19 protein-coding genes are annotated in these 19,634 nt (G+C 64.3%); 9 read left to right on the top strand and 10 right to left on the bottom strand.

Annotated elements, in window-relative coordinates:
- Nucleotides 1–57 precede the first annotated feature (57 nt).
- From tsaA to EJ067_RS28335, 3 genes are all read left to right on the top strand, one after another.
- Entirely contained in the window at nucleotides 58–564 is a 507-nt protein-coding gene (tsaA, locus tag EJ067_RS28345) for a tRNA (N6-threonylcarbamoyladenosine(37)-N6)-methyltransferase TrmO (RefSeq protein ID WP_126088450.1), read from the top strand.
- A complete protein-coding gene (locus tag EJ067_RS28340) occupies nucleotides 561–875 on the top strand; it encodes a DUF2293 domain-containing protein (protein ID WP_126088449.1) in 315 nt (104 codons plus the stop codon). Before tsaA ends, EJ067_RS28340 begins: the two co-directional genes overlap by 4 nt.
- Nucleotides 876–1,022: 147 nt before the next feature.
- Nucleotides 1,023–1,865: an SDR family oxidoreductase gene (locus tag EJ067_RS28335; RefSeq protein ID WP_126088448.1), complete on the top strand. Its 843-nt coding sequence runs from the start codon at nucleotides 1,023–1,025 to the stop codon at nucleotides 1,863–1,865.
- Between the two features lie 140 nt (nucleotides 1,866–2,005).
- Here EJ067_RS28335 and EJ067_RS28330 read toward each other — a convergent pair whose 3' ends face one another.
- Nucleotides 2,006–2,623, bottom strand: coding sequence for an MOSC domain-containing protein (locus tag EJ067_RS28330; RefSeq protein WP_126088447.1), 618 nt, complete (start codon nucleotides 2,621–2,623; stop codon nucleotides 2,006–2,008).
- A gap of 411 nt (nucleotides 2,624–3,034) precedes the next feature.
- Between EJ067_RS28330 and EJ067_RS28325 the strand changes: the two genes are divergently transcribed.
- Nucleotides 3,035–3,544 (top strand): isoprenylcysteine carboxylmethyltransferase family protein, encoded by a 510-nt coding sequence (locus tag EJ067_RS28325; protein WP_245468079.1) that lies wholly within the window; start codon nucleotides 3,035–3,037, stop codon nucleotides 3,542–3,544.
- A 5-nt stretch (nucleotides 3,545–3,549) separates the two neighbouring features.
- Here EJ067_RS28325 and EJ067_RS28320 read toward each other — a convergent pair whose 3' ends face one another.
- From EJ067_RS28320 to ettA, 3 genes are all read right to left on the bottom strand, one after another.
- Nucleotides 3,550–4,671 carry a beta-ketoacyl-ACP synthase III gene (locus EJ067_RS28320; protein WP_126088445.1) on the bottom strand — a complete coding sequence of 374 codons (1,122 nt, stop codon included), beginning with the start codon at nucleotides 4,669–4,671 and terminating at the stop codon, nucleotides 3,550–3,552.
- 146 nt (nucleotides 4,672–4,817) lie between these two features.
- The gene (gene tam, locus EJ067_RS28315) at nucleotides 4,818–5,585 is read right to left on the bottom strand and encodes a trans-aconitate 2-methyltransferase (RefSeq protein ID WP_126088444.1); all 768 of its coding nucleotides are present in this window, start codon (nucleotides 5,583–5,585) and stop codon (nucleotides 4,818–4,820) included.
- Between the two features lie 46 nt (nucleotides 5,586–5,631).
- Nucleotides 5,632–7,281 (bottom strand): energy-dependent translational throttle protein EttA, encoded by a 1,650-nt coding sequence (ettA, locus tag EJ067_RS28310; protein WP_126088443.1) that lies wholly within the window; start codon nucleotides 7,279–7,281, stop codon nucleotides 5,632–5,634.
- Nucleotides 7,282–7,547: 266 nt separating this feature from the next.
- Between ettA and EJ067_RS28305 the strand changes: the two genes are divergently transcribed.
- Entirely contained in the window at nucleotides 7,548–8,825 is a 1,278-nt protein-coding gene (locus EJ067_RS28305) for a GGDEF domain-containing protein (protein ID WP_126088442.1), read from the top strand.
- A 30-nt stretch (nucleotides 8,826–8,855) separates the two neighbouring features.
- Here EJ067_RS28305 and EJ067_RS28300 read toward each other — a convergent pair whose 3' ends face one another.
- On the bottom strand, nucleotides 8,856–9,866 hold the full coding sequence (locus tag EJ067_RS28300) for a ribonuclease (RefSeq protein WP_126088441.1): 1,011 nt from the start codon (nucleotides 9,864–9,866) through the stop codon (nucleotides 8,856–8,858).
- Between the two features lie 200 nt (nucleotides 9,867–10,066).
- Here EJ067_RS28300 and EJ067_RS28295 point away from each other — a divergent pair, with 200 nt between their 5' ends.
- The 3 genes from EJ067_RS28295 (at nucleotide 10,067) to EJ067_RS28285 (ending at nucleotide 13,903) form a co-directional block, all read left to right on the top strand.
- Nucleotides 10,067–10,999, top strand: a complete 933-nt coding sequence (locus tag EJ067_RS28295) for an alpha/beta hydrolase (RefSeq protein ID WP_126088440.1) — start codon at nucleotides 10,067–10,069, stop codon at nucleotides 10,997–10,999.
- A gap of 82 nt (nucleotides 11,000–11,081) precedes the next feature.
- Complete coding sequence (locus EJ067_RS28290; protein ID WP_126088439.1) at nucleotides 11,082–12,257, top strand: CaiB/BaiF CoA-transferase family protein; 1,176 nt, start codon at nucleotides 11,082–11,084, stop codon at nucleotides 12,255–12,257.
- The gene (locus EJ067_RS28285) at nucleotides 12,254–13,903 is read left to right on the top strand and encodes a thiamine pyrophosphate-binding protein (RefSeq protein ID WP_126088438.1); all 1,650 of its coding nucleotides are present in this window, start codon (nucleotides 12,254–12,256) and stop codon (nucleotides 13,901–13,903) included. The genes EJ067_RS28290 and EJ067_RS28285 overlap by 4 nt, the downstream gene beginning before the upstream one ends.
- A 50-nt stretch (nucleotides 13,904–13,953) precedes the next feature.
- Here EJ067_RS28285 and EJ067_RS28280 read toward each other — a convergent pair whose 3' ends face one another.
- The gene (locus tag EJ067_RS28280) at nucleotides 13,954–14,400 is read right to left on the bottom strand and encodes a CHRD domain-containing protein (RefSeq protein ID WP_126088437.1); all 447 of its coding nucleotides are present in this window, start codon (nucleotides 14,398–14,400) and stop codon (nucleotides 13,954–13,956) included.
- Nucleotides 14,401–14,562: 162 nt separating this feature from the next.
- The gene (locus tag EJ067_RS28275; protein ID WP_126088436.1) at nucleotides 14,563–15,846 is read right to left on the bottom strand and encodes a cystathionine gamma-synthase family protein; all 1,284 of its coding nucleotides are present in this window, start codon (nucleotides 15,844–15,846) and stop codon (nucleotides 14,563–14,565) included.
- A gap of 123 nt (nucleotides 15,847–15,969) precedes the next feature.
- On the opposite strand from EJ067_RS28275, the gene EJ067_RS28270 reads away from it, so the two are divergent.
- Nucleotides 15,970–16,428, top strand: a complete 459-nt coding sequence (locus EJ067_RS28270; protein ID WP_126088435.1) for an Lrp/AsnC family transcriptional regulator — start codon at nucleotides 15,970–15,972, stop codon at nucleotides 16,426–16,428.
- Nucleotides 16,429–16,467: 39 nt separating this feature from the next.
- Here EJ067_RS28270 and EJ067_RS28265 read toward each other — a convergent pair whose 3' ends face one another.
- Genes EJ067_RS28265 through EJ067_RS28255 form a run of 3 tightly spaced genes read right to left on the bottom strand, consistent with a single transcriptional unit; the run spans nucleotide 16,468 to nucleotide 19,510 of the window.
- Nucleotides 16,468–17,439 (bottom strand): ABC transporter substrate-binding protein, encoded by a 972-nt coding sequence (locus EJ067_RS28265; RefSeq protein ID WP_126088434.1) that lies wholly within the window; start codon nucleotides 17,437–17,439, stop codon nucleotides 16,468–16,470.
- A 41-nt stretch (nucleotides 17,440–17,480) separates the two neighbouring features.
- Nucleotides 17,481–18,635 carry an ABC transporter permease gene (locus EJ067_RS28260; RefSeq protein WP_126088433.1) on the bottom strand — a complete coding sequence of 385 codons (1,155 nt, stop codon included), beginning with the start codon at nucleotides 18,633–18,635 and terminating at the stop codon, nucleotides 17,481–17,483.
- The gene (locus EJ067_RS28255) at nucleotides 18,632–19,510 is read right to left on the bottom strand and encodes an ABC transporter permease (protein ID WP_126088432.1); all 879 of its coding nucleotides are present in this window, start codon (nucleotides 19,508–19,510) and stop codon (nucleotides 18,632–18,634) included. Before EJ067_RS28255 ends, EJ067_RS28260 begins: the two co-directional genes overlap by 4 nt.
- Between the last annotated feature and the right edge of the window lie 124 nt (nucleotides 19,511–19,634).

Here is a 19,634-nt window from a genome sequence, read left to right as displayed (position 1 = left end):
CAAGAAAATGGCGCAGCCGTGGTCCGCGCGCCGTGAACGGTTGAACGGACGGAAGCGATGTTCGAGACGCGCGAGGGCGAGAAGCTCCTGAAGATCGATCCGGCTGATATGCCGGCGGACGGCCATATCGTCTTCATCGGCCATATCGTCTCGCCCTGGACCAGTCGCGAGGATTGCCCCAGGAACATGCGCACCGCCCGCGAGACCGGACGCACGGCAACGGTTCTGATCGACGAGCCCTATCGCCAGGGATTGCAAAATCTCGACCGCGCCAGCCACGTCGTCGTCCTGTCCTGGCTCGATCATGCGCCGCGGAATCTCATCGTGCAGAAACCGCGCCATGCCGCTGAACCGAAAGGCGTTTTCTCGCTGCGCTCCCCTGCCCGACCGAACCCTGTCGGCCTGCATGTCGCGAAGCTTGTCGCGGTCGACATCGAGGCCGGCCGGATCGGGATCGACGCCATCGACGTGCTCGACGGCACGGCGGTCATCGACATCAAGCCATACTACGCTTCGACCGATGCCTTCCCCGAAGCGACCATCGTCGGACGCGACGAGAAATGAGCGCGCCGACCGGCCGTCGCCGCGCCATTGCCAAGGCGCTGACCGCGCTCCTCCCGTTCGCCCCCTATGCCGACATGGAAAAGATCCGCGCCGATGCCGGCGCCGTGCATATGAAGACCTTGCCGCCGACGATCGCGGTATGGCTGGCAACCATCGCCCATATCCGCCACGCCCATACGGACTATGAGAAATTGCTCGCCGAAGGCTATGACCGGGACTCGGCGCGCTTCTTTGTCATCGAGCAGACCAACGCGGTGCTGACCCGTTGGCGCGCGACGCGCTTGCTGGAGGAAGACGACGAGGACGAGTGAGGGTTCCGCCCCTCGCTTCGGTCGCGGCACCGGCCAAATAATTCCGGCGCCGCCTCTGGAAAAACGCTGACGGCGCCGTACCTATAAGCGGAGCTTCCTCCGTTTTACCCCCGAGAATTCACGCCCACAGGGCAAGGATCGTAGATCATGACTGATAAGGTTTGGTTCATCACCGGATCGTCGAAGGGCTTTGGCCGCGTCTGGGCCGAAGCGGCGCTGGCTCGTGGCGACCGTGTCGCTGCCACGGCTCGCGACGCGGGCACTCTCGCCGATCTTGTCGAGAAATATGGCGACAAGGTCGCCGCCATCGCGCTCGACGTCACCGACAAGAAGGCGGTCGAAGCCGCCATTGCCGAAACGCACAGGCGTTTTGGCCGCCTCGACGTCGTCATCAACAATGCAGGCTACGGCCATTTCGGCGCCATCGAGGAAGTCACGGAACAGGAGGCCCGCGACCAGATCGAGACCAACCTGTTCGGCGCGCTCTGGGTGACGCAGGCCGCACTCCCCATCATGCGGGAACAACGCTCAGGCCACATCATCCAGATCTCGTCGATCGGCGGCGTCAACGCCTTCGCCTCACTTGGCCTCTATCATGCCTCGAAATGGGCGCTGGAGGCGTTCAGCCAGTCGCTCAGCCTGGAGGTCGCCGAATTCGGCATCCATGTCACGCTGGTCGAGCCTGGCGGTTTCTCCACCGACTGGGCCGGCCCGTCGGCCAAGACGTCGAAAGCGATCGAGGCTTATGCGCCCGCCCGCGCCGCGATGGCCGAGCGCCGCGGCCGCGCCGTGGCCGGTGATCCCGAAGCAACCGGACCGGCGATGCTGGCCATTGTCGATGCCGCCGAGCCGCCGCTCCGGGTCTTCTTTGGCGACGGCGGCCTGCCGATGATCCGCCAGGAATACGCCAACCGTATCGCTACCTGGGAGAGGTGGGACGATATCTCGGTCATGGCCCAGGGCGCGAACAAGAACCGCAAGGCTGCCTGAGTGCGTCAAGGCCGCGCTGCTAGAGCAATTCCAGGAAAAGTGCGTAGCGGTTTTCCGTTCGGAATTGCGTGAAAACAAATGCTTAGAGCGGATCAGCGACTTTGTGAAAGCTGAACCGCTCTAAGTGGCGCGGCCTTGATCTATACGCGGTAGATCCACTGCTCCGGCACCCGCACCGAGATCTCCTCGCCTGCCCTGATGACGCCCGGCTTCTCGACCCACGCGACGAGGCCGCGCAGCCGTTTGGCGGCCTTGGGGAACAGCAGCGCTCCTGCCTCGCGGTCGGGCATGCCGGCATTCTCGGCGACCGAACGTCCGGAGAAGCGGCAAGGCCCGTTCTGCGCATCGACCTTGATGGTCGCGCCTCCCTTGAAGAACAGCAGCGATCCCGCCGGCAGCATGGAAAGGCGCGGCACACCTTCGATCAGCAGGTTCGCGCCAATCCACTCCGGCTTGACTTCAGCGACGCCCATGCGCTCGGCGACGATGGCCAGTTCGTCAGCAGCGACAAGCGACAATTGCCGCTCGTTGCGCATCTCGGTGCCGCGCGAATACCAGGGCTCGCGCCCGCCCGAACGTCGCGTCGCGCCGGCATGGAAATCCCCTTCGATGCCGTCGAAGCCGAGCCGCAATTCCTCCACCCGCCTTGTCTCGAAATGATCGGAAGGCGCCCTGTAGAGCGCTGCCGCCTTGGCGGCGAGCTTGCAGCCCGGCACGATATCGACGGGCGGTTCAATCGTGGAGAAAAGGTCCGACATCGGTTTCGCCTTTCGAGTCGGCCACTTTTCGCACTTCGGCTGCCCAGGCGGCAAGAGCGGTCTCGGCCAGAGCCCTGAGGTCTTCAGCCGAAGCGCCGTCGCGCGCCTGGATCGACATTCCATGCATGACGCCGGTCAACTGGATCAACATCCTCAATGCGCCCGACGGCGGCTGGGGTATCGGCGGCCGGCAATATTCTGGCGAGGCGCTGGTGGCGGCAGCGATGGCCGCCGCGCCGTGATCCGGCGGAGAACGATCTTTCCTGCCGTGATCACGACGTTCTTACCGGCCGCGACTATCTTTTGCCGCGCCTCGTCCCTTAGATGATGCCGCGATCGGAAAGAGGCTTGGTCATGCATCCCGGACCCGCAATCGCGGCCTTGTGGTTGGCTTGGATCGTATCGTGGAGTTTGGCTACCCTCTGGGCCGATCCCGTGCAAAAGCGCGCCGGCTTCAGGGCCGAGGCCCAATATCGGGTACTGTGGCTCGCCGGCACCGTCCTGCTGTTCGTCCCCGCGCACGGCTATGTCGGCCGGCTGCGGCTTTGGACATCGACGCTTGTCGAGGCCTGGGTCTGCGTCGCCCTGATCGCCATCGGCATCGCCTTCGCCTGGTGGGCGCGCCTGCATCTCGGCAGGCTGTGGTCCGGGACCATCACCGCGAAGGCCGACCATCGCGTCGTCGACACCGGGCCCTACCGGCTGGTCCGCCACCCGATCTATACCGGCCTGTTGCTCTCGATCCTGGCCACCATGGCGGCGAAGGGCACTGTCTGGGGCATCGCCGGCGCCGCCCTTCTGCTTGTCGGCATCGTCGTCAAGGCCAGGTTGGAAGAGAGCTTCCTGCGCGGCGAGCTCGGCCCAGCCTATCACGAGTATGCCAAGCGCGTGCCGATGCTGGTGCCCTTCGCGCCGGCCTGAAACGGCTACAGCATTCTGAGCAGCGCGCCGCCGATCGAATAGCCTGCGCCGAAGGCGCAGAGCAGGCCGAAATCGCCGGCCTTCATGTCGGCGTGGTTTTCGGACAGCGCCACGATGGCGCCGGCGCCCGCCGTATTGCCGAGCCGTTCGAGCACCATCGGCGCGCGATCATGGTCGACGTCGTGGCCGAAGGCGAGCTTCAGGATCATCGCGTTCATGCGCGCATTGGCCTGATGCAGCCAGAAGCGGCGGATGCCTTGCGGCGTCAGCCCGTGCTCGGCCAGGAACTCGACGATGAATTTGTGGCCGGCAACGGTGACTTCCTTGAACACCTTGTTGCCGACCTGCTTGATGAGGTTCCCCTCCAGGTTGATCATGTAGGGATCGTCCTGGGCGGTGCGGGTGTGATAGCCGAGATTGGTGCGGATGTTGTTCGACATCTGCGTCCACGTGCGCGTGTCGAGCACCTCGAAACGCCCCGGCCGCTTCTCGCCCTGGCTGAGCCCTTCGACGATCATGGCGACCGAGGCGTCGCCGAAGATGAAATGCGTCTGCCGGTCGCGGAAGTTGAGATGGCCGGTGATGATCTCGGGCGTCGACACCAGGATGCGCTTGTGCGCCCCAGCCCTGACCAGGTTGACCGCGATGTGCAGCGCCGCCGCGGCGGAAGAGCAGCCCAGCCCCATGTCGAAGCCGGCGCCCTTGGTGCCAAGCGCCTCCTGCATCTCGATGGCGATCGCCGGATACGGCCGCTGATGGTGCGAGGCCGAGCAGATCACCAGGTCGATATCCGACGGATCGACACCCGCATGGGCGATCGCCTTTCTGGCGGAGGCGATGCCGAATTCCGCCTGCAGCGACAGCGCGTCGTCCGGTCGCGCCGGAATGCGCGGCGCCATGCGGGTGGGATCGAGAATGCCCTCGCGCTCGATCACATGGCGGGTCTGCACGCCCGAGGCATGGACGATGAAGTCGCTGTCCGACTTCTGCAGTGGCGTCTCGCCGGTGACGGCGCGGCGCGCGTTCTCGGCGTCGACCCAGCTGTTGAAGCTTTCGACCAGCTCTTCATTGGTGATGACGGGTTCGGGGATTTCGGCGCCGATGCCGCTGATGATGACGCGATGCATGTCCAATCCGTCCGAGGCACGGGCGTTGCGGGCTCTGATGTGGGCGCGGACACGGCCCGGCGCAACCCTTGTCGCATTCGGCAGGTTTATGCCAGCTTAAACCGGCCGCTGGCCCCAGTTATCGCGACGAATTGAGCGGCGGCCGGTCAAGCCCGCTTGGCGATGATGAAGATGCGCGGGAAACGCAGCAGCACCTTGCCGTTCGCCGTCTTCGGATAGGCCTTGGCGATCTTGGCGGTGTAGGTTTCGAGGAACCTCTTCTTCTCGTCCGCGTCGAGCGGATCGAGGAACGGCTTCAGTCCCGTCGCCTTGACCCATTCGACGATTGCCTCCGCGTCGGCCAGCGGATGGTTGTAGATCGTGTGCCAGATATCGACGCGGTCGGCGAGCGGCGACAGAAGATCGTAGTAGAAGGAAAACGGCGGCAGCGGCGCGCGAGCGGCGCCTTCGAGCTTGGCCGAGAACGGCATCTCGGCCGCCGTGTCGCGCATCAGTTGATGCGAAGGCTCGCCGAGATTGTCGGGCATCTGAATGGCCAAGGCGCCCCCGGGCGCGAGCAGACCCGTCAGCCGCTGGAACACCGCCGGATGCTCCGGCAGCCACTGGAAGACCGCGTTGGCGAAAATGACGTCGACCGGCTGTACCGGCTGCCATTGGGCCGCATCCGCCAGCGCGAAATTGACATTGGGTAGCCGCGCCCTCGCCTTCTCGATCATGTCGGGCGAAGTGTCGAAGCCGCTGACCTCGGCATCCGGCCAGCGCGCGACCAGAAGCTCCGTCGAATTGCCGGGACCGCAGCCGATATCGACGACGCGGCGCGGAAAGTCGACCGGCACCTGCGCCGCCAGGTCGCGCGCGGGCCGCGTGCGCTCGTCCTCGAACTTCAGATATTGGGCGGCGGACCAGTCAGCCATGTGAGGCCTCCTCTTGTGGTGTCTCCGGCGTGCCGCCCGAACAGGCCTACCTTGTCAGCCGCTTGTGCGTCATGCGGTGCGGGGTCGCCGCTTCCGCGCCCAGGCGGCGCAGCTTGTCCTTCTCGTATTCCTCGAAATTGCCCTCGAACCATTCGACATGCGCGTCGCCCTCGAAGGCGAGCATGTGGGTGGCCATGCGGTCGAGGAACATGCGGTCGTGGCTGATGATGACCGCGCAGCCGGCATAGGCTTCGAGCGCGTCTTCCAGCGCGCCCAGCGTTTCGGTGTCGAGGTCGTTGGTCGGTTCGTCGAGCAGCAGCACATTGCCGCCGTTCTTCAGCATCTTGGCCAGATGCACGCGGTTGCGCTGGCCGCCCGAAAGGTTGCCGACCTTCTGCTGCTGGTCGCCGCCGCGGAAGTTGAAGGAGGAGCAATAGGCGCGGCTGTTGACCTCGTGCTTGCCGAGCTTGATGACCTCGGCGCCGCCGGAGATCTCTTCCCACACCGTCTTGTTAGGATCGAGCGCGTCGCGGCTCTGGTCGACATAGCCGAGCTTGACGGTCTCGCCGATGCGGATCGAACCGGCATCCGGCTTTTCCGCGCCGGTGAAGGTCTTGAACAGCGTCGTCTTGCCGGCGCCGTTCGGGCCGATGACGCCGACGATGCCGCCCGGCGGCAGCCTGAACGACAGGTTCTCGATCAGGACCTCGTCGCCAAAGCCCTTGTTGAGGCCTTCGACCTCGATCACGACATTGCCGAGGCGTTCGCTCGACGGAATGACGATCTGCGTGTCGGTCGGCTTGCGGTTCTGTGACTGCTCGACCAGTTCCTCATAGGCCTTGATACGCGCCTTCGACTTGGTCTGGCGTGCCTTGGGCGAGGACTGGATCCATTCGCGCTCGCGCCAGATCGACTTCTGGCGCGCGTCATCCTCGCGGCCTTCCTGGATCAGGCGCTTGGCCTTGGCGTCGAGATACTTGGTGTAGTTGCCCTCGTAGGGGATGCCGCGGCCGCGATCGAGCTCGAGGATCCAGCCGGTGACATTGTCGAGGAAGTAGCGGTCGTGGGTGATGATCAGCACCGAGCCCGGATAGTCGCGCAGGTGCTTTTCCAACCATTGCGTGGTTTCGGCGTCGAGATGGTTGGTCGGCTCGTCGAGCAGCAGCAGGTCGGGCTGCTCGAGCAGCAGCCGGCACAGCGCCACGCGGCGGCGCTCGCCGCCCGAGAGGTTGGTCACCTCGGATTCCGGCGGCGGGCACTGCAGCGCATCCATCGCCATTTCGACCTGCTGTTCCAGGTCCCACAGGTTGAGGCGGTCCATCTCGTCCTGCAGCTTGGCGGACTCGTCCGCCGTCTCGTCGGAATAGTTCATCATCAGCTCGTTGTAGCGCTCGATGATGGCGGTCTTCCGGGCAACGCCGTCCATGACGTTTTCGCGCACGGTCTTCGTGTTGTCGAGCTGCGGCTCCTGCGCCAGGTAGCCGACGGTCGCCCCCTCGGCCAGCCACGCCTCGCCCTGATACTCCTTGTCGAGCCCGGCCATGATGCGCAGGATGGTCGACTTGCCCGAGCCGTTGGGGCCGAGAATGCCGATCTTGGCGTCCGGATAGAAGGACAGGTGGATGTTGTCGAGCACCTTCTTGGTGCCGTAGGCCTTCGACAGGCCGGACATGTGATAGATGAACTGGCGAGCCACGCGCGCTTTCCCTGGAAACTGAGGTGTCAGGTTGAATGGGGGTTGCGCGCTATGTAGGCGATGAAGCGCCGAACGGCAATCGCTTTCGGCATGCCGCAATTTGTCCCGGAACTTGCGCGGGGCTCAAACATCCATCCCCGGTATCGATCTTTTCGTCGCTCCGTCCCGGCTGACGAAAGCAGCGGTTAACCATTCGCCGTCAAAACGATGGCAGGTTGAGCAAAATCGCGTGAGGGCGCGATTTCGGGAAAGATCGGATCGACGCAGTGCTGAACGCTGTCCTGCTCCTTGCCGAGGCGGTTCTCTACTTCGGCGCCATGGTCACGCTCTTCCGCTTCCGGCGCCGCACCGGGCTTGGCGTGTTCGTCTGCGCGCTCGGCGTCATGCAGTTCCTCGAAACCTATCTCGCGAGCGTCTTCTACGTCGCGCTGCCTTTCGGCATGGTCTCGCCGGGCTCGGCCGTCATGTTTTCAGGCAAGCTGGTGATGCTGCTCCTGCTCTACATGAAGGAGGACGCGGCGACCGTCCGCCAGCCGATCTACGGCCTGCTGCTCGGCAATGCGGTGATGATCGGGCTCGTGCTGATCCTGCGCCTGCATGCGATCTCGCCGCTTCCGGACGGCAAGATGCCCGACATCGGCTTCATCGACGAGATGGGCTGGCTGATGGTGTGGGGCACCTCGCTGCTCTTCATCGATGCCATCCTGATCATCCTGCTCTACGAAAAGCTCGGCGCCCATCTGCGCCATATGCCTTTCACCCGCATCCTGGCTTCGGTGGCCTGCGTGCTGACATTCGATCAGGCGGGCTTCTTCACCGCATTGCATTTCGTCGCCGGCGCGCCGATCGAGGTCTTCTTCGGCGGCTGGTTCGCCAAGATGGCGGCCGCACTCGTCTACAGCGGCATGCTTGTCGCCTATCTCAGATGGGTCGAAGACCACGAGATCGCGCTGCCGCGCGGCCTCTCCGACATTTTCGACACCCTCACCTATCGCGAACGCTACGAGGCGCTGGTCAAGCATGTCGGCCGCGACGGGCTCACGGGGCTCTTGCATCGCGGCAGCTTCGATGCCGACGGCGAGGCAGCTGTCACGGCGGGCATCCGGACCGCCAGACCGCTCAGCCTGCTCATCGTCGACGTCGACCACTTCAAATCGATCAACGACCGGTTCGGCCACGCCGAGGGCGACAAGGTGCTGAAATCGGTCGCGGCCGTGTTGATCGAAACCGTCGGCACTGAAAACCAGGTGTTCAGGATCGGCGGCGAGGAGTTCGCGATCTTGAGCCCGCAACCGCATGCGCTGGCGAAGCTGCTCGGAGAAGGCATCAGGAACGCGGTCAAGACCTCGGCGCATACCAGCCGCTTCAACATCACGGTAAGCGCCGGCGTCTCCACCGTCGGCGAGACGACACGCTGCCTTGCCGATATCTTCGCGCTTGCCGACCAGCGCCTCTACAAGGCCAAGGCGGGCGGCCGCGACCGCGTCATCGGCGAACCGGGCAGCGACGCCGGCGGTCGCGAGGCTGCCTCAAAGAGCGCCTGATCCGGCAGCCAACCCGGCTGCCGGAAGCTCTTACTGGAATCCGATCGCGTCGACCGTGCCCTTCGGGCAGCCGGCCTTGCCCGTCGGCGCCGAGGCCATGAGCAGGTCGGCGAGCTTGCTGTCAGGACTGATCGGACCGGAGAGACCGAGCGTCAGCTCGCCGATCAGCCGCCGGCCGCTCGACGGATCGACAAGGCAGGAGACGCGCACGCGCTCGCCGGCGCCCTTGCCGAAGGCTTGGTCGAAGGCATCGCGTATCTGTTCCGATGTCAGCTGCTTGCCGACGCTCTTGGTGAAGAGATCGCGCACCGGCGAGGCGTTCACCGCGCGCATCAGATTGAGCGCGTCGGAGAAATACTCCTGCTGGCTCTTGCCGTAGCAGGTGCCGTGCTTGATCCATTCGTGACGCTCCAGCTTGGAGGCCGTGCCCGGCATCACCTGGTCGAGCTCGGCGCGCGTGCTGGCGTCGAGATTGACGGGCGGCAAATCACCCCAATGCGCGGGATTGTCGTTGGCCTTGTCGCCCGCCGACACCTGGCAATAGAAATTGCCGTTCGGCTGCGGCCACAGCCCGTGCAGGGTAAAGTGCGAGGCATCGAACTCGCTGGGGTTCTGCGCCTTGCATTCCGGCTTGCTTGCCTTGGTCTCGCAGAAAGCCGGCTGCCAACTCAGCGCAAAGACATATTCCGGTTTCCCGGAGGCCGACGACGGCGGCTTGGTCTGGCCGGCTGGCGCCGGGGCCGTCGCCGCGTTGCCGCCGCTGACATGGCCGCAGCTGATCTTCACCCAGCGCCGCTCGGGATCGGCGCCCGGAACCTGGATGAGGTAATGCGTGGGCTCGTCCTTGTTGCCGGCCAGAAGCTGATAGCTTTGTCCTGCCTGGGTGGACACGTTGCCGGGGTTCTTGCCGCTCTTGATGGCTTGTGTCGCAGGACAGGCGCTGTCGGACACGAAGGTCCCGCTCATCTTCACATCGGCCCGTGCCGCCCCGGCGCCGACCAGAGCCAGAACAACCGAACCCCAAACTGCCCAAACCCGCATTCCACTCTCCCGGCGATCATTGAACCCATATTGAATTCGTCACCCTAGAACAGGCGGCGTGTCAGAATTGCGATCTTTTTCACTGCGCAGAAATAATCCCCAGGAGAGCGATAGGCGCTTGCCTCTCGATACCGGGCGAAGGAACGCGCGCTCTTGACGTCGCAGAAACCCTCGCCCATCAGTCGCGAAGGGAGCGAGACATGCCATTCGACAAACAGACCAGGCTGGCTTCACCGACCGGGGCCGACCTCAACATCTACGTGAAACAGGCGCTGACGACCCCGCGCGCCGTGATCCAGATCAATCATGGCCTGGCCGAGCATGCGGGGCGCTATGCCCGCTTTGCCGAATTCCTCGCCCCGCGCGGCTTCCACGTCTACGCCCATGACCATCGCGGTCATGGCTCGACAAAGGCGCCCGATGCGCCGCCCGGCAGGTTCGCCGGCGTCGACGGCATCGCCAAGGTGATTGCGGATGTCGGCGCCGCCCACGACCTGATCGCCGCCGAGCACCCGGGATTGCCGGTCATCGTCTTCGGCCATTCGCTCGGCGCCTCGATCGCGCTGAATTTCGTCCTGCGCCACTCGCAGCGCGTCCATGCCGCCGCGATCTGGAACGGCAATTTCTCGCAAGGCCTGCTCGGCCAGCTGGCGCTGGGCATTCTCGGCTGGGAACGGATGCGGCTGGGCTCCGACGTGCCGTCCCGCCTGCTGCCCAGGCTCACCTTCCAGGCCTGGGGCAAGGCCGTGCCAAACCACCGGACCTTGTTCGACTGGCTGTCGCGCGACCCGACCGAGGTCGACAAATACGTCGCCGATCCGCTCTGCGGCTGGAACGCCTCGATCTCGATGTGGCGCGATGTGGTCAACATGGCGCTCCACGCCGGCAAGGATTCCAGCTTCGCCGGCGTGCGCCGCGAGCTCCCCGTCAACCTGGTCGGCGGCGAGAAGGACCCGGCGTCCGACTATGGCAAGGCGGTTCGCCATCTCGCCCGGCGCATGGACCGAATGGGCTTTTCGAATCTGGTTTCAAAGGTTTACGCCGAGACCCGCCACGAAAGCCTCAACGAGGTCAACCGCGACGCCGTCATGAATGATTTCGCTGCCTGGGCAGACAGCGTGCTCAAATCCTGATCTGGCGTGGCCCATTGCAAGAGCCGTGACAGGGACGACTGCTGTTGATAGAGGCTGCGCTTTCGACCCATCACGGTGATCCATGGCCGAACCCCCGCTGAAAGGCATCCGCGTTATCGAACTCGCCCGCATCCTGGCGGGCCCCTGGGCCGGCCAGTTGCTCGCCGATCTCGGCGCCGATGTCATCAAGGTCGAGAGCCCGGACGGCGGCGACGACACCCGCAAATGGGGTCCGCCCTTCGTCATGAGCCATGACGGCGAGAACCTGTCGGCGGCCTACTATCATTCCTGCAATCGCGGCAAGCGGTCGATCGCCATCGATTTTTCCAAGCCCGAGGGCGCCGACACGCTGCGTCGCCTCGTCGCCACCGCCGACGTGCTGATCGAGAACTTCAAGCTCGGCGGGCTCAAGAAGTACGGCCTTGACTATGAGAGCCTGAGGCAGGTCAACCCGCGCCTCATCTATTGCTCGATCACCGGCTTCGGCCAGGACGGTCCCTACGCGCCCCGCGCCGGCTACGATTTCATCATCCAGGCGATGGCCGGCATGATGTCGATCACCGGCGAGGCCGGCCGCGAGCCGCAGAAGGCAGGCGTAGCCATTTCCGATCTGTTCACCGGCCTCTATTCGGTGATCGCCGTCCAGGCGGCGCTGCGCCACGCCGAGAAGACCGGCGAAGGCCAGCATATCGACATGGCGCTTTTCGACAGCCAGATCTCGGCGCTCGGCAATCAGAACCTCAACTATCTCGTTTCCGGCAAATCGCCGGTGCAGATGGGCAACGCGCATATGAACATCGCGCCTTACGAGGTGCTGCCGGTGAAGGATGGCCACATCATCCTTGCGGTCGGCAATGACGGCCAGTTCGGCAAGTTCTGCGCCGTCGTCGGCCTCAACGATCTGCCTGCCAATCCGGATTTCGCCACCAACCCCGCGCGCGTCGCCAATCGGGCCAAGCTGCGCGAGCTGATCATCGAGACGCTGAGCACCTGGGATCGTGATCCGCTGCTGGCCAAGCTCGAAGCGGCGGGCGTGCCGGCAAGCCCGATCAACACGATCGGCCAGATGTTCGCCGACCCGCAGACCATCGCGCGCGGCATGCGGCTCGACCTCGACGACGGCCACGGCAACGTTCTGCCTTCGGTGCGCGCGCCGATGGTGATGTCGGGCACGCCGCTCGTCTTCGAGCGCCCGTCGCCGCGGCTCGGCGAGCACACAGAGGAAATCCTCGCCGAACTGGAGGGATCAGCAAAATGAAGACCGGCGGACAACTGATCGTCGAGGCGCTCGAAGCGAACGGCACCGACCGCATCTTCTGCGTGCCCGGCGAATCCTATCTGGCGGTGCTCGATGCGCTGCATGACTCGTCGATCCGCACCATTGTCTGCCGCCAGGAAGGCGGTGCGGCAATGATGGCCGATTGCCAGGGACGTCTGACCGGCAAGCCCGGCATCTGCTTCGTCACCCGCGGCCCCGGCGCCACCAACGCCTCCGCCGGCATCCACATCGCCATGCAGGATTCGGTGCCGCTGATCCTGTTCATCGGCCAGGTCGCCAGCCACGCCAAGCAGCGCGAAGCCTTCCAGGAGGTCGACTACAAGCGCTTCTTCGGCGACATCGCCAAATGGGTGGTCGAGATCGACGACGCCTCGCGCATTCCGGAATTCGTCACCCGCGCCTTCGCGGTGGCAACATCCGGCCGCCCCGGCCCGGTCGTCATCTCGCTGCCCGAGGACATGCTGACCAGCGAGGTCGAGGCGCCGCAAGCGCTTCCCCATACGCCGGTGGAGACGCGACCCGGCGAGGCCGAGCTCGACGCGCTGGAAATGCTGCTCGCCGGTGCCAAGCGCCCGTTCGTCATCCTCGGCGGCACGCGCTGGGACGAGCAAGCGGTGGCGCGGATGCGCGCGATCGCCGAGGCATGGTCGCTTCCCGTCGGCTGTTCTTTCCGCCGCCAGATGCTGTTCGACCATCTTCATGCGAACTACGCCGGCGATGTCGGCATCGGCATCAATCCCAAACTTGCGGCGCAGATCAAGGCGGCCGATGTCGTGCTGCTGATCGGCGGTCGCATGGGAGAGATGCCGTCCTCCGACTACACGCTGCTGAAGAGCCCCTACCCCGACCAGGCGCTGGTCCATGTCCATGCCGATGCCGGCGAGCTCGGCCGCGTCTACCGGCCGACGATTGCCATCAACGCCTCGCCCGCCGCTTTCGTCGAGGCCTTTGCCAGGCGCAAGCCTGCCGCCAAGCCTTCATGGTCACCCGAGACGGAAAAGGCGCATGCCGCCTATCTCGAATGGTCGACGCCGCCGCAAACCGGTCCGGGCGCGGTCCAGATGGGGCCGATCATGGACTATCTGAATGAGACGCTCCCGGAGGACGCCATCCTCACCAACGGCGCCGGCAACTACGCCACCTGGGTGCATCGCTTCTACCGCTCCCGCCGCTTCGCCACGCAGGCAGCACCAACCTCAGGCTCGATGGGCTACGGCACTCCGGCCGCGGTCGCGGCCAAGGCGCTGTTCCCGGATCGCACCGTAGTTGCCTTCGCCGGCGACGGCTGCTTCCTGATGAACGGGCAGGAATTCGCGACCGCCGCGCAATACGACCTGCCGATCATCGTCATCGTCGTCAACAACGGCATTTACGGCACGATCCGCATGCATCAGGAGCGGGAATATCCGAGCCGGGTCGTCGCCACTGACCTCAAGAACCCGGACTTCGCCGCGCTTGCCCGCGCCTATGGCGGCCATGGCGAGACGGTCGAGAAGACCGAAGACTTCGCGCCTGCCTTCGAACGCGCCCGCGCCAGCGGCAAGCCGTCGATCGTCGAGATCAAGCTCGATCCCGAGGCGATCACGCCGACGCGCACGCTGACGCAGATCCGCGACAAGTCGTGACTCCAAAAACGAGGCGGACCGCCCGCCTCGTTTTTGGCCACCAAACCCTGCTACATCGACGCCGCCGCCTTCTCGATCTGCCCACGGATCTCGCCGTCAGGGTTCGCCTTGGTGTGGACGTTGACGTAATACTTGCCGGCTTCCAGATCGGCCGCTTGCGCATCGGTCAAGGTCGCCGACCCCTTGATCGGGCTCTTGAGCTTCTTGAACGGGATTACCGGATCGGCATTTTGCCCCATTGCGGCCGGGCCGTGAATGTGAGCGGCTGCCGCCGGGCCGCTGAGGCCGGAATATTTGACGTTCCAGCTAAGCTTCTTGCTGGTGGTGTTGAATGTGAACGTGGCAGTTCCCTTGCCCTTGGTGGTGACGGGCGGGGTCTGCTGGCTGCCATCGAGCGTCGCCTTGAACTTCATCGTCTCGGCCATGGCCGGCGATGCGAGCAGGAAGGCGGTCGAAACCGCTAGCGCCGAAAGCAGCGGCAAGGATTGGATGCGCATGAAGAACCTCCGTTGAGTACAGCTCCGCCGCGGCCCCCCGGCGCGCGGATGCATCACTGCAACGGCTGAGTGGCCCGATGTATCCCGGCACACGCAGATTTTACCGCACCACGAAAAAGGGGCGATCGCCCGCCCCTTTTTCAGATTCCACGAAGGTAATGATCAGACGGCCGCCAGCGCCTGTGTCAGGTCGGCGATCAGATCGTCAGCATGCTCGACGCCGATTGACAGCCTGACTGTGGTCTCAAGCACGCCGATGCGCTGGCGCACGTCGTAGGGAATACCGGAATGGGTCATGGCAGCCGGATGGCTGGCCAGCGATTCCGTACCGCCGAGGCTGACCGCCAGCTTGAAGATCTGCAGGCTGTTGAGAAACCCGAAAGCCGCCTTCTGGCCGCCGCGAATGTCGAAGGAAAATGTCGAGCCGGCGCCACTGCATTGTGCTCGGTAGGTGCGGCCCGCTGATGTATCCTCGTCCAGAAACGGCAGATAGTGCACCCTCGCGATTTTGGGATGGTCGCGCAGGAATTCGGCGACCAGGCGCGCGTTGTCGTTTGCCCGTTCCATGCGGATCGACAGCGTTTCCAGCGAACGGCCGAGCATCCAGCAGGAATGCGGGTCGAGCTGCGTGCCGATTGCGCCGCGCAGCGCCTTGATCGGCTTGGTGACCGCCTTGCTGCCCATGGCGGCACCCGCGATCAGGTCGGAATGGCCGCCGACATATTTGGTCAGCGAATAGACGGAAACATCGGCGCCGTGTTCGATAGGCCGCTGGAATACCGGACCGAGCAGGGTGTTGTCGCAGACGATGATCGGCGTCGTTCCTTGCCGGACGCCGATCTCGTCGGCGATCCTCCGCATCAGCGCAATATCGACAAGGCTGTTGGTCGGATTTGACGGTGTCTCGATCAGAATGACCGACACGCGGCCCTTGCCGACGGCAGCGTCGGCAGCCACGCGTACCGCCGCCTCATCGACACCGTCCGCGAAGCCGACAGCCTCGATGCCGAAGCCGGCAAGCGTGCGCGTCAGAAGCGTCTCGGTGCCGCCATAGAGCGGCTGCGAATGCAGGATGACATCGCCCGGGCGAGCATAGGCGAAAAGTGTCGTCGCGATCGCCGACATGCCGGATGAGAACAGGATGCAGGCGTCCGTTCCCTCATAGATCGCCAGCCGGTCCTCGACGATCTCGCTGTTGGGGTGGTTGAAGCGCGAATAGACCAGACCGGAAGCCGTGCCGCTCGGCGGCTCCTTGCGGCCCGAGGTGTAGTCGAAGAAATCGCGTCCCTCTTCCGCCGATCTGAACACGAAGGTCGAGGTGAGGAACACCGGTGGCTTGACCGCCCCCTCCGAGAGCTGCGGATCGAAGCCATAGCTCAGCATCAGCGTCTCAGGGTGGAGCTTGTGGTTGCCGATATGGGTTTTCGAAGGGCGCGGCGCGGTCATGGCTTTTTCCTGCTTTTCGAGGAGTGTCGCACCGCAATTTATGCGATCCCAATCATACAGTCCTTGCTATTTTTGGGCTCTCATGGCTGCGTTATGGCAATCTATTGCCTGGAAAGGCCGAAAATGCAGCAGAAGATAGCCGACGATTTCGACCGCAAGATCCTGCGTGAGCTGCAAGCCGACGCCCGCATCACCAACAACGAGCTTGCCGAGCGGATCGGCCTGTCGCCGTCGCCCTGCCTGAGGCGCGTGCGGCGGCTGGAGGAAGCCGGCGTTATCAGAGGCTACACCGCGCTGGTCGATCCGGCCGCCTTCGGCTGGGGTATGGTTGCCATCGCCACCATCCGGCTCAGCCGTCAGAACGAGGACGAGATCGTCATGTTCGAGGACGCGATCCGCGGCTGGGAAGAGGTCCTGGAATGCCACCTCGTCACCGGCTCGCGCGACTATGTGCTGAAGGTGGTGGCAGGAAGCCTCGAGCAGTACGAGCGCTTCATCAAGGAAAAGATCGCGCGGCTGAAATGCGTCGCCTCGATCGAGACCAGCTTCGTCATGAACACCATAAAGGAACGGCGCCTCTGAGGCGCCGTTCCCAGATCAGCATGTCAGCGTTCAGCCGGCCTACTTGATCGCCTTGTCGGTGATCGCCGTGGTGTACGCGCCTTCCGGCTGCTTGGCGATGATCTTCTGGTCGAGCAGCGCCTTGGCGGTGCGCTCATAGGCTTCCGGAATCAGCTTGCCATCGGCATTGTCGATCAGCTTGGCGACTTCGCCCATCATCCGCTTCTGGTGGTTCTCGTCCTGGCCGCCATTGTCCATGACGATGCCGGCTGCCTCGTCGGAGTTGTCCACGGCATATTTCCAGCCCTTCATCGAAGCGCGCACGAAACGCACCATCTTGTCCTCGAAGGCCGGATCCTTGAGCTTGTCTCCCAACGCATAGAGCCCGTCTTCGAGCAAATCGTTGCCCATGGCCGAGTAGTTGAACACGGTCAGCTGCTCCGGCTTGTAGCCGGCGTCGATCAGCTGCCAGTACTCGTTATAGGTCATGACCGAGATGCAGTCCGCCTGCTTCTGGATCAGCGGCTGCACATCGAAGCTCTGCTTGAGCACGGTGACGCCGTCCGGTCCCCCCTCGGTCTTGAGGCCGAGCTTGTTCATCCAGGCGTAGAACGGATATTCGTTGCCGAAGAACCAGACGCCGAGCGTATGGCCCTTGAAATCGGCCTCGGTCTTGATCGGGCCGTCCTTCGGGCAGACCAGCTCCATGCCGGCCTTCTTGAACGGCTGGGCGATGTTGACCAGCGGCACGCCCTTTTCGCGCGCGGCGAGCGCCCCGCCCATCCAGTCGACGATCACGTCGGCGCCGCCGCCGGCGATCACCTGCTCGGGCGCGATGTCGGGACCCCCGGGCTTGATGTCGACGTCGAGGCCCTCGGCATCATAGAAGCCCTTCGCCTTGGCGACATAATAGCCGGCGAACTGGGCCTGGGTGACCCATTTCAGCTGCAGCGTCAGCTTGTCGGCGGCCATCGCCTGGAAAGCGGCCAGCGACATCGCCCCGGCCAGAGCAGAAATTACAAGTCTTTTCATGTTTTTACCCTCTGAAGTTAGCACCCTTGAACCCACCGCCCCTATCCACCACGGACAGAGGGATGCCAAAACGTGACGGCTCTCTCGACTAGAGCGACCACACCATAAAAGACCGAACCCGCCAGTGCTGCAACTGCGATTTCGGCCCACACCATGTCGATGTTCATCCGCCCGACTTCCGTCGAAATGCGGAATCCCATGCCCACCACCGGGGTGCCGAAGAACTCCGCGACGATGGCGCCGATCAGCGCCAGCGTCGAGTTGATCTTCAGCGCGTTGAAGATGAACGGCATTGCCGCCGGCAGCCTGAGCTTCAGAAGCGTCGGCCAATAACCCGACGCATAGGTGCGCATCAGGTCGCGCTCCATATGGCCGGAGGCGGCAAGCCCGGCGACCGTGTTCACCAGCATCGGGAAGAAGGTCATGATGATGACGACCGCGGCCTTGGACGGCCAATCGAAGCCGAACCACATCACCATGATCGGCGCTACACCGATGATCGGCAGCGCCGACACCATGTTGCCGATCGGCAGCAGCCCTCGCCGCAGGAACGGCACGCGGTCGGCGAGGATGGCGACGATGAAGCCGGCGAGGTTGCCGACGATATAGCCGACCAGCACCGCCTTGAAGATGGTCTGCCGCACATCCGACCCCAGGATCGGCAGCGAGTTGGCGATGCGCGCGCCGATGGCGCTTGGCGGCGGCAAAAGGATGAACGGGATGCCGGCGCCCCGCGTCACCGCTTCCCAGATGATCAGGATCCAGGCGCCGAAGATCGCCGGGATGATGAGGCGCAGCGCGGTCTTCGCCCCGTTGGCCGCGGGTCTTAGCGAAGATAGGAGGGCCACACAGCGCCAAGCAAGCAACCACGCGGCTGCGAGAGTCAAAAAGTAAGGCGCCAACGCAGTACCCTCGAAGCCGCCTATGCCCTTGATCAGCAGCCAGGCAGCGAAATGGGCGCCGATGAACAGCACGGCGGCCTCGACAACCGGCGCGAGTCTCACGGTGGAAACCAGCGCGGCGATCAGCAGCAGCGCGAGGATCAGGCCCTTTGTGCCCATATACGGGTAGGCGATCGTCGCGGCGGGCTGGGCCAGCGCGGCCGCTTCCGGTTTCGACATCGCGCCGAGCGCGAAGGCGATGAGGCAAAAGACGATCGCAAGCATCGCTTGCCAGGATGGTTTCAGCCAGTTCATGCCGGCCTCCCGCCCATGGCGCGGTCGACCAAGCGGCCGGCAATGCCGACCACCATCACCAGCAGCGCAGCGACCACGGAACCAGCGACCAGCGCCGACCAGATGTCGATCGTCTGGCTGTAATAGGCGCCGGACAAGAGCTTGGCGCCGATGCCGGCGACGGCGCCTGTCGGCAGTTCGCCGACGATGGCGCCGACCAGGCTTGCCGCCACCGCCACCTTCATCGAGGTGAACAGGAACGGCACCGAAGCCGGCACCCTCAGCTTCCAGAAGGTCTGCGAGCGGCTGGCGTTGTAGGTGTGCATCAGGTCGAGATGCATGAGCTCGGGCGAGCGCAGGCCCTTCACCATGCCGACAGCAACGGGGAAGAAAGAGAGATAGGTCGAGATCAGCGCCTTCGGGACCAGGCCGGTGATGCCGATCGCCGCCAGCACCACGATGATCATCGGCGCCACCGCCAGGATCGGGACAGTCTGCGAGGCGATGATCCATGGCATCAGGCTGCGGTCGAGCGTCGCCACATGCACGATGCCGACCGCGATGACGATGCCCAGCGCCGTGCCGAAGGCAAAGCCGAGCAGCGTCGAGGACAGCGTCACCCAGGCATTGTAGACGAGGCTGCGGTTCGAGGTGATCGACCGCAGGAAGGTGTTCTCGAAGAAGTTCACCGCCACCTGATGGGGCGCCGGCAGCGTCGGCTTCGGCTGCGACAGCGTCTTGCCGACGAATTCGACAGTGCCGGGAGTCTCGTTGGCTCTGGCGTCAAGATCGCGCTGGAACGGCGCGTTGAGGATAACGGCGAAGACGTACCAGATCACCACCAGGCCGGCGAGGATGGTGGTGACGGGAATGATCTTGGAACGGAAGGAGTCCATCTAGCGCCGCCCTTCTCCTCTCCCCACCGGGGAGAGGGTGGCCGGAGCGAAGCGAAGGCCGGGCGCCTTCCTCTTCGTCATCCTAGGGTCTGCGCACGCCGCTTCGCGCGTGCTTCGCCCTAGG

Source organism: Mesorhizobium sp. M1D.F.Ca.ET.043.01.1.1 (genome assembly GCF_003952385.1).
Classification (GTDB): Bacteria; Pseudomonadota; Alphaproteobacteria; order Rhizobiales; family Rhizobiaceae; genus Mesorhizobium.
Note: the sequence above shows the minus strand (reverse complement) of the source record. Positions and strands in the feature narration are given on the sequence as shown.

What these genes read in the sequence shown, in the direction of transcription:
- EJ067_RS28340 (WP_126088449.1), top strand. Translation starts at nt 561, where the DNA reads ATGAGCGCGCCGACCGGCCGTCGCCGCGCCATTGCCAAGGCGCTGACC.
- EJ067_RS28285 (WP_126088438.1), top strand. Translation starts at nt 12,254, where the DNA reads ATGAAGACCGGCGGACAACTGATCGTCGAGGCGCTCGAAGCGAACGGC.
- EJ067_RS28255 (WP_126088432.1), bottom strand. Translation starts at nt 19,510, where the DNA reads ATGGACTCCTTCCGTTCCAAGATCATTCCCGTCACCACCATCCTCGCC.
- tsaA (WP_126088450.1), top strand. Translation starts at nt 58, where the DNA reads ATGTTCGAGACGCGCGAGGGCGAGAAGCTCCTGAAGATCGATCCGGCT.
- EJ067_RS28290 (WP_126088439.1), top strand. Translation starts at nt 11,082, where the DNA reads ATGGCCGAACCCCCGCTGAAAGGCATCCGCGTTATCGAACTCGCCCGC.
- EJ067_RS28330 (WP_126088447.1), bottom strand. Translation starts at nt 2,623, where the DNA reads ATGTCGGACCTTTTCTCCACGATTGAACCGCCCGTCGATATCGTGCCG.
- EJ067_RS28275 (WP_126088436.1), bottom strand. Translation starts at nt 15,846, where the DNA reads ATGACCGCGCCGCGCCCTTCGAAAACCCATATCGGCAACCACAAGCTC.
- EJ067_RS28280 (WP_126088437.1), bottom strand. Translation starts at nt 14,400, where the DNA reads ATGCGCATCCAATCCTTGCCGCTGCTTTCGGCGCTAGCGGTTTCGACC.
- EJ067_RS28295 (WP_126088440.1), top strand. Translation starts at nt 10,067, where the DNA reads ATGCCATTCGACAAACAGACCAGGCTGGCTTCACCGACCGGGGCCGAC.
- EJ067_RS28260 (WP_126088433.1), bottom strand. Translation starts at nt 18,635, where the DNA reads ATGAACTGGCTGAAACCATCCTGGCAAGCGATGCTTGCGATCGTCTTT.
- EJ067_RS28300 (WP_126088441.1), bottom strand. Translation starts at nt 9,866, where the DNA reads ATGCGGGTTTGGGCAGTTTGGGGTTCGGTTGTTCTGGCTCTGGTCGGC.
- EJ067_RS28265 (WP_126088434.1), bottom strand. Translation starts at nt 17,439, where the DNA reads ATGAAAAGACTTGTAATTTCTGCTCTGGCCGGGGCGATGTCGCTGGCC.
- EJ067_RS28270 (WP_126088435.1), top strand. Translation starts at nt 15,970, where the DNA reads ATGCAGCAGAAGATAGCCGACGATTTCGACCGCAAGATCCTGCGTGAG.
- EJ067_RS28320 (WP_126088445.1), bottom strand. Translation starts at nt 4,671, where the DNA reads ATGCATCGCGTCATCATCAGCGGCATCGGCGCCGAAATCCCCGAACCC.
- EJ067_RS28335 (WP_126088448.1), top strand. Translation starts at nt 1,023, where the DNA reads ATGACTGATAAGGTTTGGTTCATCACCGGATCGTCGAAGGGCTTTGGC.
- tam (WP_126088444.1), bottom strand. Translation starts at nt 5,585, where the DNA reads ATGGCTGACTGGTCCGCCGCCCAATATCTGAAGTTCGAGGACGAGCGC.